Genomic DNA, 12,672 nt, shown 5'->3' on the forward strand with positions numbered 1-12,672 from the left:
ACGTGACCAAATCGCCAGACGCAGCTGCGAGAATCCGGGGTACAGTGGTAATGCGCCTGCCGAATATTCGACGGGCCGTACGAATGAGGATGCCCGGTCGGAGGCCCGATCGGCTCCGCCCGACAGCCCTCCCGGTGATACGCATAGTGCGTACGGCACGAGGAGGGAACCTCAGCGGTACGAGCGCTCGAGCGCAGGCAGTGGTCCCGCGCCCCCGGCCCCGCCCCCCAAGCAGCCGGCGGTAGTGGCACGGTCACGACCCCCAGCGTTCGCCTCGGACCGCGTCCACAGAAGAGGCAATGCCCTGACTACGACTTTCCGCGATCTCGGAATTCTTCCCGAGACGGCCGAGGCCCTTGAGGCCGTCGGCATCATCAGCCCTTTCCCCATCCAAGAGATGACGCTGCCCGTAGCGCTCTCCGGCTCCGACGTCATCGGCCAGGCCAAGACCGGCACCGGCAAGACGCTCGGCTTCGGACTCCCGCTCCTGGAGCGCGTCACCGTCCCCGCGGACGTCGAGGCGGGCCGGGCCAAGCCCGAGCAGCTGACCGACGCCCCGCAGGCGCTCATCGTCGTCCCCACCCGTGAGCTGTGCCAGCAGGTCACGAACGACCTGATGACCGCCGGCAAGGCGCGGAACGTACGCGTCCTCGCCATATACGGCGGCCGTGCGTACGAGCCGCAGGTCGAGGCCCTCAAGAAGGGCATCGACGTCGTCGTCGGCACGCCTGGTCGTCTCCTCGACCTCGCGGGCCAGCGGAAGCTCGACCTCAAGCACGTCAAGTGCCTGGTCCTCGACGAGGCCGACGAGATGCTCGACCTGGGCTTCCTGCCCGACGTCGAGCGGATCATCAACATGCTGCCGCCGAAGCGTCAGACGATGCTGTTCTCGGCGACCATGCCGGGCGCCGTCATCGGCCTGGCCCGTCGCTACATGTCGCAGCCCACGCACATCCGCGCCTCCGAGCCGGACGACGAGGGCCAGACCGTCGCGAACACCGCGCAGTACGTCTACCGCGCACACAACATGGACAAGCCGGAGATGATCTCCCGCATCCTGCAAGCCGACGGCCGCGGGCTCGCGATGGTCTTCTGCCGTACGAAGCGGACCGCCGCCGACATCGCCGAGCAGCTCGAGAAGCGCGGCTTCGCCTCGGGCGCCGTGCACGGCGACCTCGGGCAGGGCGCCCGTGAGCAGGCGCTGCGCGCCTTCCGCAACGGCAAGGTGGACGTGCTCGTCTGCACCGACGTCGCCGCCCGTGGCATCGACGTCGGGGGCGTCACGCACGTCATCAACTACCAGTCCCCCGAGGACGAGAAGACCTACCTCCACCGCATCGGCCGCACCGGCCGCGCTGGGGCCAAGGGCATCGCGATCACGCTGGTCGACTGGGACGACATCCCGCGCTGGCAGCTGATCAACAAGGCGCTCGACCTGGGCTTCAACGACCCGGTCGAGACGTATTCAAGCTCTCCTCACCTGTACGAGGAGCTGAGCATCCCGGCGGGCACGAAGGGTGTGCTGCCGCGCGCCGAGCGGACCCGTGCCGGGCTCCGTGCGGAGCAGGTCGAGGACCTCGGCGAGACCGGTGGGCGTGGCGCGCGCGGGGGCCGCGGAAGCGGTCGTCCGCAGGAGCGGACTCCCGAGCCCGCCCCCGAGCGCCAGCGCGAGGCGCGTACGCCGCGTCGCCGCCGCCGTACGCGGTCGGGTACGCCGCTGGAGACTCCGTCGGCGGAAACGCAGTCGACTGCCTCGCCCGTGGCCGCGGTCGCGCCTGCGGCTGACGCCGAGGTGTCGGAGCCGCGTACGCCGCGTCGCCGTCGCCGGACGCGGAGCGGCTCGGAGGCCGCGGAGGCTGTCGTCGAGACGGTCGAGGCCGCGGAGGTCGTCGAGGTCGAGGCGCCGGTGGAGAAGCCGCGCCGCCGCACCCGTAAGGCTGCTGAAGCCGTCGTCGACACAGTCGAGGCCGTCGAGGCAGTCGAGGCCGAGGTCCCGGCGGAGAAGCCGCGCCGCCGCACCCGCAAGGCTGCTGCGCCTGTCGTCGAGGCCGTCGAGGCCGAGGCGCCGGTGGAGAAGCCGCGCCGCCGCACCCGCAAGGCCGCTGAAGCCGTCGTCGACACAGTCGAGGCCGTCGAGGCAGTCGAGGCCGAGGTCCCGGCGGAGAAGCCGCGCCGCCGCACTCGCAAGGCCGCCGAGCCTGTCGTCGAGGCCATAGAGGCGGAGGCTCCGGCGGAGAAGCCGCGTCGTCGGACCCGTAAGGCCGCTGAAACAGGCGTCGACACAGTCGAGGCCGTCGAGACCGAGGCTCCGGCGGAGAAGCCGCGCCGCCGCACCCGTAAGGCCGCTGCGCCTGTCGTCGAGGCCGTCGAGGCCGGGATTCCGGCTCAGCCGACGGAGGAGACCAAGCCGCGTCGGCGTACGCGGAAGGCTGCGGAGGCGCCTGTGGTCGCCGAGGTTGCCGAGGAGGCCGCCGTTGCCAAGCCGCGTCGCCGTACGCGCAAGGCGGTGGCTGCGCCGGCCGAGGAGAGCTGAGACGCTCCGCTGAGGTTTGACGCTTGAAGGCCCGGCCCCCCTTGTGGGGTGCCGGGCCTTCTTCGTGGTCCGTCTTCTCCTGTACCGACGCTTCGCGCCGGATCTTCCCCACCCACCCACCCAACACTCGGCAGCCACTGCCCGGCGCCGAAGAACCAGCCCGCCCGATCACCCCGTAGCTACAGGGCAATCAGGCGGGTGGGCGGGGGAGAGATCCGGCGCGGACCACCGGAATGCCGACCCACCCCCGTAACTACAGGGCAATCGGGCGGGTGGGCGGGCGGGAAAGATCCGCGCGGAGCACGGGAATGCCGACCCACCCCCGTAGCCACAGGGCAATCGGGCGGGTGGGTGGGAAAGATCCGCGCGGAGCGCGGGATTGTTGACTCGCGGCGGGGCACGGGCGCAGGTGGGAAAGATCCGCGCGCAGCGCGGGAACGTTGACCCGCGGCGGGGGCACCGCACTGGCGGACCAAGCGCCAAGCCGCCCACCCACTCAAGGCCCCGTGCCTACGGATAGCCTCGAACCCATGAGCAGGCCCCCCACCTTCACCCCGCCCCCCGGCGTCGACGCGCGGCGTCTCCGGACCGCGCGCGGCGACTTCGCCACGCTCGATGCCCGCCCCCCGGCCGGTCAGGCCAAGGGCACCGTCCTGCTGCTCCCCGGATTCACCGGGAGCAAGGAGGACTTCATCGCCCTGCTCAGGCCCATCGCCGATGCCGGGTACCGGGCGGTTTCCGTGGACGGTCGCGGGCAGTACGAGACCCGAGGCCCCGAGAAGGACGAATACGCTTACTCTCAGGGCGAGTTGGCCCAGGACGTCCTCGCGCAGTCCGACGCCGTCGGTGGTGCGCCGCACCTCCTCGGGCACTCCCTCGGAGGGCAGATCGCCCGTGCCGCCGTCCTCCGCGCCCCCGCGGACACCTTCGCCTCGCTCACCCTCATGTCCTCGGGACCCGCCGCCATCTCGTCCTCGCAGCAGGCCCGCGCCAAGATGCTGACGGACGCGCTCGGCGTCCTTTCGATGGCCGAGGCCTGGGCGGCCATCCAGGCCATGGATCCGCCCGAGGAAGCCGACCTCGACGGTGACGTTCTCCGCGAGCGCTGGCTGCGGCACAGCCCGGCCCAGCTCATCGCCACCGGCAAGCAGCTCTGCGCCGAGCCCGACCGCGTCACGGAGCTCGCCGCCGTCCCGCTGCGCAAGCACGTCGTATCCGGGGAGCGCGACGACACGTGGCCCGTCGCCTGGCTCGACGACATGGCGGACCGGCTGCACGCGCACCGCACGGTCATCGCCGGCGCCGAGCACTCCCCCAACACCGACCGGCCCGCGGAGACCGCCGCAGCCCTCATCGCCTTCTGGAACCGGAGCACCACCGGCTAGTACTGCGTCTGCAAGTGCTCCCAGAAGCCGTCCCGCAGTGCCCGCCGCAAGTCCGACTGGCCCCGCAGCGAGTACGCGAGCAGCTTCTCGGCCTCCACCAGGAGCTCCTGGTCCACCGACCCCGGCAGGTACGGATGCCCCGGCAGCAGGTCCACCAGCGCCGCGCGCCCCCGCGCGCCCAGCCACTTCGCGGCGATCTGCGCGCCCACGAAACGCACGTCATCGCGCGAGGGCCGTGGCGTGCCCGCCCCCTCGTACGACATCGCGGCGGTGCGCCGGGACACGTACGGCTTGAAGAACTCGAGGTCGAACGTGCGCTGGCTGTCGACCTCCCACAGCAGCGGCTCTGCCTGATTGCGGCCCTCGGACGCCTCGATGCCCCAGAGATGGACCCGCGCGCCGTAACCCTGCGCCGCCTCCACCGCCGAGACCAGGTCCTCGTCGCCCCCGATCAGCGCCGCGTCGCTGATCGCGCGATGCCGGGCCAGTGACTCCAGGTCCGTCCTGATGAGGGAATCGACGCCCTTCTGTTGATTGTTCGCGTTGAGGTTGCCCAGGCGGACCTTGACGTCCGGCAGCTCCGCGATCGACTGCTGCTCCACCGTGTGGATCCGGCGCCGTGCACCGTCGTACCAGTAGACGCGCAGCAGACGGCTGTCCGCGAAGATCGTGCGCGCCTTGTCGATGAACGCCTCGATCAGCCCCTCCGCGTCCAGGTCGAAGGCCCGCCGGTCCTCGGTGCCGACCGCGAGCCGCCCCGCAGCCGCGTACACATACCCGGCATCGACGAAAATCGCGTGCGTGGACGGTGTCTTCGCGACCTCGGCGAGCACGCGCTCGAGGAGGCTGTTGGCGCGCTCAAGCTGGGCGCTGATCTCGATCTCGTCGTTCATTGGGGTCCATTGTCCCGCTGGTCACGCAGCGAACACAAACAGTCTCGCTACTCGTGGGTAATTAGCCTGTCGAAAAATTTCCTTAGCGTAGGGAATGTTTGCTGGGGGCAACTCGTTCTACCCATTGGAACGCCGGACACAGCTGTCCCGGTGACCACAACTCCAGTAGTTCTCCTTCAGGAGGATGACCAGACGAAGGGAGAAGCCATATGCGCTTCGAAATCATGCGACTCGACGACGTCGACGGCTCCGCCGTGGACCGGACCGTCGTAGACGCCGCCTCCGTCAATCGGATCGTGCAGCAGGCCGCAGCGATCGGCCAGCGCATCTATATCCGACCGGCCGAATCCCCGGCCTCGTAACGCACAGGTTGAAGGGCCCCCGTACGCAAGTGGTACGGGGGCCCTTGGCATGTCCGAGCTGGGGCGATGACCGCCCCCGGCGGAACTAGGGCGCTTCTAGCCGCCCTTGATCACCTGCGTCACGCCGTTGATGATCTGCTGCACCGCGATGGCGGAGAGCATCATGCCCGCGAGGCGCGTCACCAGGACCACACCGCCGTCCTTGATGACCCGGATGATCAGCAGCGAGTAGCGCATCACCAGCCACAGCACGACGTGCATCGCCACGATCGCCGCCCAGACGGAGATCTGCGTAGCAACGCTGTCGGCGTTCTGGACGGCAAGGATGACGGAAACGATCGCGCCGGGCCCCGCGAGCAGCGGCATACCGAGCGGCACGAGGGCGACATTGACGTCCTTGGTCTGCTTCGGCTCGTCGTTCTTGCCGGTGAGCAGATCGAGCGCGATGAGCAGGAGGAGCAGCCCGCCCGCGATCATCAGCGCGGGGACGGAGACATGCAGGTAGTCGAGGATCTGATGGCCCAGGAGCCCGAAGACCGCGATCACGCCGAAGGCGACGCACACGGCCTGGAAGGCCATCTTCTTCTGCACCTTGGCGGGGCGGCCGGAGGTGAGACCGAGGAAGATCGGCGTGATCCCAGGAGGGTCCATGATCACAAAAAGGGTGAGAAAGAGGGATCCGAAGACGGCAACGTCGAACACAGTGATGGCCTTGCAGTGAAGTGAGTCGTACGAAAATGCCGCGCGAGGGCGGCAAGGAACGTGGAGGCAGCCGCCTTACGCGGCCGGGCCTCCGCCCGCCCCCGGCACCGGGAACGCACCGGTCGCCCGGCGCGTGATCTCCCCGTAGATCTCGGGGTCGGTGGTGAACTCCCCGAGCACACACGTCTTGCGGCTGCCGTGGTAGTCGCTCGACCCCGTGGCCAGGATGCCGAGGTCGTCGGCGAGGCCGTGCAGCCGGGTACGGATGGCCGGTTCGTGGTCCATGTGGTCCGCCTCGACGCCGTCGAGACCGGCGGCGGCCAGTGCCGCTATCGCCGCCTCGGGCACGACCTGGCCGCGCTTGACGGCCGCGGGGTGCGCGAAGACGGTGACACCGCCCGCAGCCTTGACCAGGCGGATCGCGTCGAAGGGGTCGAGCTCGTGCTTCTCCGCGTACGCACGGCCGCCGTCGGCCAGCCAGTCGGAGGTGAAAGCGTCCGAGACGGTGGGCACGACGCCAAGTTCCACCATGGCCTCGGCGATGTGCGGGCGGCCGACCGAGCCGTCGCCCGCGATGCGCGCGACCTGCTCCCAGGTGACCTCGACGCCGAGCCCCTGGAGCTTGCCGACCATCGCCTTCGCGCGCGGCACCCGGTCGTCGCGCACGAGCTCGCGCTCACGGGCGAGCTCCGGCTCTTCGGGGTCGAAGAGGTAGGCCAGCATGTGCAGGCCCACGCCGTCGAGGCGGCAGGAGAGTTCGGCGCCGGTGACGAGAGTGAGGTCGGCGGGAAGTGCCTTGATGGCCTCCGCGTATCCGCGCGTGGTGTCGTGGTCCGTGAGCGCGACGACGTCGAGTCCGGCCGCGGCGGCGTTGCTCACCAGCTGGGCCGGGGTGTCCGTGCCGTCGGAAGCGGTGGAGTGGGTGTGCAAGTCGATGCGCACGACGTGTACTCCAGGCTCTGACGGGGCGGAAGGCGGGGACGCTCAAGGATAACGGGACGCGAACGTTCCGCCGTCCGCCCCCGAGGAGACGCCCCTCACGTGCCCGAGAGGCACCCCTCACGCGCCCGAGAGGCACCCCTGAGGCCCGAGAGGCACCCCTGAAGGCCCCTCACGGCATCAGAAGCCGAGGCGAAAGCGCCCCGCACGGCAGCAGATCCACCTCCGCGCCCGCGTCCCGCAGATCGGTGAGCACCAGCTCGTCGTACATCATCAGGCCCGACTGCTCCGGCCAGGCGACCGCCCACAGCCAGAGGCCGCGCGCCTCGCCCGCGAAGACCGCGCGGTCGTCCGGTGTGCCCGCCACATGCCACATCGGCGTCGGCCTGCCGGCCGCGAGGACCTTGGCCTGCGCCGGTTTCTCGACGTTCAGATACGGCCCGGGGTCCGGTCCGTCGATGCCCGCGTACCGCGCGCCGAGGCCGACGCCGAGCTCCTCGGCGACAAGGACCAGCTCACCCATGCCGCCGAGCGGCGCGGGTCCCGAGCAGGCCACGGCGGTCGCACGGCCGCCGCTGCGGTCGTCACCCGCGCAGGCCACGCCCGTGAAAAGCCAGCCGACCGGAAGCGGCCACGGCATCCACACCGGCACCTGCGCGCGGTGCACCACCACCTCGAGCGCCTCGACGCTCGGCGGGATCACAGGCTGCAGCGGATGCACCGTCCCGTGCACATCGCACTGCCAGGAGTCGGCAAAGAGACCGGGAGCCCTGACCCGGCCACCACACTTCGGGCAACTGGGTTCGCCCCTCATAGCGCCCAACGGTCCTCCCCGGTCGTCGCCCCGTCAAGGACGATCACCCGTCCGGTGGCCGTGTCACCAGGCAAAACTAGATGTAGCTTGCATCTTTTAGCTTGGCTAACTAATATGTGTATACGTCAACGATCTCGGCCGGAGCGCTACGGAAAGCCGCTACGGAAGCCGCTAAGGAGCAGGCATGAGAAGCAGTACAGGAGGGCCCTCCGAAGGGGACCCATTCGACGAGGGAGCGACCAGCCTTCTGCGTCAGCCGAAAGCCGTCTGGGCCACGGCAGGCGCGTCCGTCGTCGCCTTCATGGGCATCGGGCTCGTCGACCCGATCCTCCCCTCCATCGCCAAGGGCCTCGACGCGTCGGCCAGCCAGGTCTCCCTGCTCTTCACCTCGTACTTCCTGATCACCGCGGTCGCGATGCTGGTGACCGGCTTCGTCTCCAGCCGGATCGGCGGCAAGAAGACCCTGCTCCTCGGTCTCGCGCTCGTCGTGGTCTTCGCGGGGCTCGCCGGGACCTCGGGGTCAGTCGGCGAACTCGTCGGATTCCGCGCGGGATGGGGGCTCGGCAACGCGCTCTTCGTGTCGACCGCACTCGCCGTCATCGTCGGAGCGGCGGCCGGCGGCAGCGCCGCTGCGATCCTGCTGTACGAGTCGGCGCTGGGCCTCGGCATGGCATGTGGGCCGCTGCTCGGCGCGGTGCTCGGCAACGCCAGCTGGCGCTACCCCTTCTTCGGCACCGCGGCCCTGATGGCGGTCGGCTTCCTCTGCATCACGGCGTTCCTGAAGGAGCAGCCGAAGCCCGCGCAGAAGACGTCCCTGCTCGCACCGATCAAGGCACTCGGCCACGGCGGGCTCGCGTCAGCCGCCGCCTCCGCGTTCTTCTACAACTACACGTTCTTCACCGTCCTGGCCTTCACACCGTTCGTGCTGAACACGACCCCGTACAAATCGGGTGCGATCTTCTTCGCCTGGGGTCTGCTGCTCGCGGTCTTCTCGGTGCTCGTTGCCCCGCGACTACAGGCGAAGTTCGGCTCGCTGAAGGTGCTCGGCGGTTCGCTCGTCCTGCTCGCGGTGGACGTGCTGGTGCTCGGGTACGGCGACCACACGACGGCCGTCGTCTGCACGATCCTGTCCGGCGCCTTCATCGGCGTGAACAACACCGTCTACACGGAGCTCGCACTCGGCGTCTCGGACGCGCCGCGGCCGGTGGCAAGCGCCGGTTACAACTTCGTCCGGTGGTTCGCCGCCGCCGCCGCGCCGTTCTTCGCGCCGAAGATCGAGGAGTGGAGCAACATCCACATCCCGTTCGTGGTCGCGGCCGTCACGGCGGTGCTCGGCGCGGTCGTGGTCTGGGCCCGCAAGGACTCCCTCAACCATGACGCCGAGGAACTCGAACCGAAGCACGCGACGGAGGACGGCGTCACCGTCTTCGCCAACTGACGCCCCGCATACGGGACTTCAGTCCAGTGACACGGACCTGCGCAGCGGATCGCGCAGGTCCGTTCCGCTGCTCAGCCACCGCTCCTGGAGTGCCTGCGCGCCGTGCACCCGCTTCCACGCCGCCTCGTTCGGCGTCATGGGCAGCAGCGGCAGGAAACGTACGGCCTCCATCGGCTCGTCGAGCTCCAGGTCCTCCACCAGACCGCCGGGCTCCGCGACGAGGACCGAAGTGAACTGCGCGCCGGGCCACAGTGGTTCACCCACGTCGAGTGAGGCGCCGGGTGCCACGATCAGGCCCTCGACCTGGGGCGAGGCCGCCAGGACCGCGAGGGGGCGCAGGACCTTGTCCGTGTCGGCGACGCCTCCTCTTACCGACAACACCAGTTCCGCGCGCGGGCCCTTGACCGGGTCGGCGAGGGCGGCGGTCGGATCGGCCATCGGCTGGGCCGACATACCGAGGGTGGCGTACCTGACCACGTCCCCGTCCGTGAAACGCAGCACTTCTACGCGGTCGGTGCCGAGGAAGGTCACCGCGGCGCGGGCGTCCGGTTCACCGAGGCCAGTACGGAGACGGGCCTCGACCAGAGCAAGAACATCAGCCATGACGCTGAGCATAGAACTCGTCAGTGCTGGGTAAAGGCGGGGCTTGACACTTCTGTCGGCTGATAGTGTTGGCCGCTGGTTCCGGGCAGCACGCAGAGCGCGCTCTCAAGCCCGGACAGATGACTTCGCGCGCTACGCGCTTTGGGACTCCCCTACGGGGGACCGGCCGGAGGAGGTGGGGCTGCCATGGATCGAAGTCGACCGTGCAGTACCACCCGTTCTTCCGTCTGACACCTCACGCAGCTCTGTAGCTGCCACTGTGCGCCTGCACTCCCCGTGCTCGCGTGCGACGGAAGAGCACTTCGTTTCCACCTGATCTCTCTGAGTTCTCCGGTCTGAGTCAGTAGCGAAGCTGCCACCGCGATGGTGCGGTGCTCCCCGCTTTGTGGACGTGCCAAACATCCTCAGCAGGACGTCCCCATTCCGGGTAGTTCCAACCGTTCGCCGGCCGCCTCCGTCGAAGGAGCCTGCCCATGTCGATGATCCGTGACCTTCGCGCCGCCGTCCGCCCCGCGCCCCGCAAGGACGGCAACGCCTACACCTCGTACGACGCGACCCGTGACGCCGCTTCAGCCGTCGTCGACTGCGCCGTCTACCGCGACGGCAGCCGCGCCGCCTGCCACGACACGCTCACGCCGCACGAGGCGATGCTCCAGGTGCGTCGCGACGGCGGCTTCGCCTGGATCGGTCTGCACGAGCCGACCGAGGCCGAATTCGCCGGTATCGCCGCCGAGTTCGGGCTGCACCCCCTCGCCGTCGAGGACGCCGTGCACGCCCACCAGCGGCCCAAGCTGGAGCGCTACGACGACACGCTCTTCACCGTCTTCAAGACCATCCACTACGTCGAGCACGCCGAACTCACCGCCACCAGCGAGATCGTGGAGACCGGCGAGGTGATGTGCTTCACCGGTCCTGACTTCTTCATCACCGTGCGGCACGGCGGCCACGGCTCGCTGCGCGCGCTGCGGCGCCGGCTCCAGGAGGAGCCCGAGCTGCTCGCCAAGGGCCCCTCCGCCGTCCTGCACACCATCGCCGACCATGTGGTCGACGGCTATCTGGCGGTGGCCGATGCCATGCAGGACGACATCGATGACGTCGAGACCGAGGTGTTCTCGGCGCCGGGCAAAGGGACTTCGCGGGGTGTCGACGCGGGGCGGATCTACCAGCTCAAGCGCGAGGTCCTGGAGTTCAAGCGGGCCGTTTCGCCACTGCTGAGGCCCATGCTGCTCCTCAGCGAGCGGCCGATGCGGCTCGTCGACCCGGACATCCAGAAGTACTTCCGTGACGTCGCCGACCACCTGGCCCGCGTCCAGGAGCAGGTCGTCGGCTTCGACGAGCTGCTCAACTCGATCCTCCAGGCCAATCTGGCGCAGGCCGCGGTCGCGCAGAACGAGGACATGCGCAAGATCACCTCCTGGGCGGCGATCATCGCCGTGCCGACGGCGGTCTGCGGGGTCTACGGCATGAACTTCGACCACATGCCCGAGCTGCACTGGCGCTTCGGCTACCCGATGGTCCTCGGCCTCATCGCCGGTGCCTGCTACACCATCCACCGCACTCTGAAGCGCAACGGCTGGCTGTAGCACCCACTCGGTAGGCTGCGCGCATGACAGAAACGCTGCTCGCCCAGGCCCTCCTCGAGGAGGCCACCAAGAAGTCGGGCCTCATCTGGGTGCGCGGCGAAGGACCGGACCGCGCCCTGTGGCACGTATGGCACGAGGGCGCCGTCTGCCTGATCGGCGACGGCCCCGGCGAGCAGCCGCTGCCCGGTCTCGTCGACGGCGGCACCGCCGAAGTGACCGTACGCAGCAAGGACAAGGGCGGCAGGCTCATCGCCTGGACCGCGAAGGTGACCGAGCTCGTGCCGCACTCAGAGGCGTGGGAGGCGGCCGTCGCCGAGCTCAAGGGCAAGCGTCTGAACGCCCCCGACGGCGAACGGATGCCGCAGCGCTGGGCCGACGAGTGCCGGGTCGTCCGCCTCACCCCGCAGGACACGATCACCGACCTGCCCGAAGGCTCCCTCGCGGCCCCGCCGCTGCCGACCGTGGCGACCACCCGGAAGCCCGTGCCCGATGCGCTGCCCCGGCTGCTCTTCAAGCGGAAGAAGCGGCGGAGCTAGCGCGCCCTCAGGACTCGGGCAGCTGCTCTCCGTAGTCCACCATCTCGTCCTTCTCCGGCTCGCTGAGGGTGAAGTCCCTGCCCCAGTCGCTGAGCCGGAGTGAGCCCGCGTCGCCCGCGCGCTCCAGGCTCAGCGGGTAGGGCTTGCCCTTGAGCGCGACGTCCAGGGTGCCGCCCGCGCCCTTGTCGCCGGTGACCTCGATGCTGGGGTTGCCGGACGTCGTGCCGCGGTCGCCGGTGGCGAGCTTGCCGTGCAGGGCGAGCATGCCCTCCAGGAGGAGGTCCTTGTCGGTGAAGCCGCTCAGCTGCTTGTAGGCCGCGTCCCCCGCGGGGACCTTCACGAACTTGCCGTTGAGCTTGGCCGCGGCGGCGTCGTCCGTCTTGCCGGGCTTCTCGCCGCCGCCCTTGGCGTCCTTGTGGGTCCAGAAGGCGGAGTCGGCCTTCAGGAAGAGCTGCTTGCCGACCCGAAGGAGTTGGAAGGTCTCCCCCTTCGAGGTGACCGAGCCGGTGCCGCCGTTGTCCTTGAGGCGCATGTCGAGCTTGTACGTGTGGCCCTTGCTGACCAGGGTGCCCGAGAGCCGCACCGTGGGGGCCGCGTCGGCCGCCGCGCGGGACTTGCTCTGGATCTTCGCGGCGGAGAGCTTGCCGATGCCGTTCGTGCCCGCGTCCGGGTCCTTGTCGCTGCTGCACCCGGTGAGACCGGTGACCCCCACGACGAGACCCGCGCACATCGCGCTCACGAGTGCCGCCTTGCGGGTGCGGCGGGCCAGGGGAATAACGGTCACAGGGGGCGCTGCCTCTCGTGGGGACGACGGCTACGGCTACGGCAGTACGGCAGCGTACCCGTGCTGACCAGTTGCATCGCCCCCAGTCCTGCCGGACGCT

General features: G+C 69.6%; 12 protein-coding genes. 6 read left to right on the forward strand and 6 right to left on the reverse strand.

Going from position 1 to position 12,672, the window contains the following annotated elements:
• Positions 1 to 397 precede the first annotated feature (397 nt).
• Both ACGFSB_RS30305 and ACGFSB_RS30310 read left to right on the forward strand, forming a co-directional pair.
• Positions 398 to 2,533 carry a DEAD/DEAH box helicase gene (locus ACGFSB_RS30305; RefSeq protein ID WP_393405795.1) on the forward strand — a complete coding sequence of 712 codons (2,136 nt, stop codon included), beginning with the start codon at positions 398 to 400 and terminating at the stop codon, positions 2,531 to 2,533.
• Between the two features lie 530 nt (positions 2,534 to 3,063).
• Entirely contained in the window at positions 3,064 to 3,918 is an 855-nt protein-coding gene (locus ACGFSB_RS30310) for an alpha/beta fold hydrolase (RefSeq protein ID WP_393405797.1), read from the forward strand.
• On the opposite strand, the gene ACGFSB_RS30315 is transcribed toward ACGFSB_RS30310, so the two are convergent.
• A complete protein-coding gene (locus tag ACGFSB_RS30315; RefSeq protein ID WP_393405799.1) occupies positions 3,915 to 4,811 on the reverse strand; it encodes an NYN domain-containing protein in 897 nt (298 codons plus the stop codon). The genes ACGFSB_RS30310 and ACGFSB_RS30315 overlap by 4 nt on opposite strands.
• Positions 4,812 to 5,020: 209 nt before the next feature.
• On the opposite strand from ACGFSB_RS30315, the gene ACGFSB_RS30320 reads away from it, so the two are divergent.
• On the forward strand, positions 5,021 to 5,173 hold the full coding sequence (locus tag ACGFSB_RS30320) for a hypothetical protein (protein WP_363308038.1): 153 nt from the start codon (positions 5,021 to 5,023) through the stop codon (positions 5,171 to 5,173).
• A gap of 96 nt (positions 5,174 to 5,269) precedes the next feature.
• Here ACGFSB_RS30320 and ACGFSB_RS30325 read toward each other — a convergent pair whose 3' ends face one another.
• From ACGFSB_RS30325 to ACGFSB_RS30335, 3 genes are all read right to left on the reverse strand, one after another.
• Positions 5,270 to 5,875, reverse strand: coding sequence for a MarC family protein (locus ACGFSB_RS30325; RefSeq protein WP_393405802.1), 606 nt, complete (start codon positions 5,873 to 5,875; stop codon positions 5,270 to 5,272).
• A gap of 75 nt (positions 5,876 to 5,950) precedes the next feature.
• Complete coding sequence (locus ACGFSB_RS30330) at positions 5,951 to 6,817, reverse strand: PHP domain-containing protein (RefSeq protein ID WP_393405804.1); 867 nt, start codon at positions 6,815 to 6,817, stop codon at positions 5,951 to 5,953.
• Between the two features lie 169 nt (positions 6,818 to 6,986).
• Complete coding sequence (locus tag ACGFSB_RS30335; RefSeq protein WP_393405806.1) at positions 6,987 to 7,628, reverse strand: DUF6758 family protein; 642 nt, start codon at positions 7,626 to 7,628, stop codon at positions 6,987 to 6,989.
• Between the two features lie 184 nt (positions 7,629 to 7,812).
• Between ACGFSB_RS30335 and ACGFSB_RS30340 the strand changes: the two genes are divergently transcribed.
• Entirely contained in the window at positions 7,813 to 9,066 is a 1,254-nt protein-coding gene (locus ACGFSB_RS30340) for an MFS transporter (RefSeq protein WP_393405808.1), read from the forward strand.
• A gap of 18 nt (positions 9,067 to 9,084) precedes the next feature.
• Here ACGFSB_RS30340 and ACGFSB_RS30345 read toward each other — a convergent pair whose 3' ends face one another.
• Entirely contained in the window at positions 9,085 to 9,669 is a 585-nt protein-coding gene (locus ACGFSB_RS30345; RefSeq protein ID WP_393405810.1) for a suppressor of fused domain protein, read from the reverse strand.
• A gap of 473 nt (positions 9,670 to 10,142) precedes the next feature.
• Between ACGFSB_RS30345 and ACGFSB_RS30350 the strand changes: the two genes are divergently transcribed.
• Positions 10,143 to 11,252, forward strand: coding sequence for a magnesium and cobalt transport protein CorA (locus ACGFSB_RS30350; RefSeq protein ID WP_393405812.1), 1,110 nt, complete (start codon positions 10,143 to 10,145; stop codon positions 11,250 to 11,252).
• 23 nt (positions 11,253 to 11,275) lie between these two features.
• Positions 11,276 to 11,788 (forward strand): hypothetical protein, encoded by a 513-nt coding sequence (locus ACGFSB_RS30355; protein WP_393405814.1) that lies wholly within the window; start codon positions 11,276 to 11,278, stop codon positions 11,786 to 11,788.
• Between the two features lie 7 nt (positions 11,789 to 11,795).
• Here ACGFSB_RS30355 and ACGFSB_RS30360 read toward each other — a convergent pair whose 3' ends face one another.
• Entirely contained in the window at positions 11,796 to 12,518 is a 723-nt protein-coding gene (locus tag ACGFSB_RS30360) for a hypothetical protein (RefSeq protein WP_393405912.1), read from the reverse strand.
• Between the last annotated feature and the right edge of the window lie 154 nt (positions 12,519 to 12,672).

Source organism: Streptomyces sp. NPDC048441, assembly GCF_043200235.1.
GTDB lineage: Bacteria > Actinomycetota > Actinomycetes > Streptomycetales > Streptomycetaceae > Streptomyces.

What these genes read in the sequence shown, in the direction of transcription:
- ACGFSB_RS30305 (WP_393405795.1), top strand. Translation starts at nt 398, where the DNA reads ATGACGCTGCCCGTAGCGCTCTCCGGCTCCGACGTCATCGGCCAGGCC.
- ACGFSB_RS30310 (WP_393405797.1), top strand. Translation starts at nt 3,064, where the DNA reads ATGAGCAGGCCCCCCACCTTCACCCCGCCCCCCGGCGTCGACGCGCGG.
- ACGFSB_RS30315 (WP_393405799.1), bottom strand. Translation starts at nt 4,811, where the DNA reads ATGAACGACGAGATCGAGATCAGCGCCCAGCTTGAGCGCGCCAACAGC.
- ACGFSB_RS30320 (WP_363308038.1), top strand. Translation starts at nt 5,021, where the DNA reads ATGCGCTTCGAAATCATGCGACTCGACGACGTCGACGGCTCCGCCGTG.
- ACGFSB_RS30335 (WP_393405806.1), bottom strand. Translation starts at nt 7,628, where the DNA reads ATGAGGGGCGAACCCAGTTGCCCGAAGTGTGGTGGCCGGGTCAGGGCT.
- ACGFSB_RS30340 (WP_393405808.1), top strand. Translation starts at nt 7,813, where the DNA reads ATGAGAAGCAGTACAGGAGGGCCCTCCGAAGGGGACCCATTCGACGAG.
- ACGFSB_RS30345 (WP_393405810.1), bottom strand. Translation starts at nt 9,669, where the DNA reads ATGGCTGATGTTCTTGCTCTGGTCGAGGCCCGTCTCCGTACTGGCCTC.
- ACGFSB_RS30350 (WP_393405812.1), top strand. Translation starts at nt 10,143, where the DNA reads ATGTCGATGATCCGTGACCTTCGCGCCGCCGTCCGCCCCGCGCCCCGC.
- ACGFSB_RS30355 (WP_393405814.1), top strand. Translation starts at nt 11,276, where the DNA reads ATGACAGAAACGCTGCTCGCCCAGGCCCTCCTCGAGGAGGCCACCAAG.
- ACGFSB_RS30360 (WP_393405912.1), bottom strand. Translation starts at nt 12,518, where the DNA reads ATGTGCGCGGGTCTCGTCGTGGGGGTCACCGGTCTCACCGGGTGCAGC.